The sequence below is a fragment of the Shewanella electrica genome, from assembly GCF_022321485.1.
Classification (GTDB): Bacteria; Pseudomonadota; Gammaproteobacteria; order Enterobacterales; family Shewanellaceae; genus Shewanella; species Shewanella electrica.
The window spans coordinates 1-233 of the sequence record NZ_JAKOGG010000813.1 but is presented as its reverse complement, the minus strand read 5'-3'; the positions used below and the strand labels follow the sequence as shown (position 1 = coordinate 233).

Sequence of the window (233 nt, the reverse complement as noted above, 5' to 3'; positions counted from 1 at the left end):
CGAAAGCCTTCCTGCTATGATTGGTGGAGTTTATTCGGACGATAACAACCTTCAGCTTGAGGCCACAACACAGTTCCGCAAGTTGCTTTCTATAGAGAGGAGCCCTCCAATTGAAGAGGTTATTCAATCAGGCGTTGTTCCTAGATTCGTGCAGTTTCTTACCAGAGAGGATTTCCCCCAGCTCAGTTCGAAGCTGCGTGGGCACTTACAAACATTGCATCTGGCACTCCGGA

1 protein-coding gene is annotated in these 233 nt (G+C 48.5%); it reads left to right on the top strand.

Features of this window, described 5'->3' with window-relative positions; all coding sequences use genetic code 11:
* On the top strand, positions 1 to 233 hold a 233-nt coding region (locus L9G74_RS24700), incomplete at both ends, for an armadillo/beta-catenin-like repeat-containing protein (protein ID WP_238899101.1).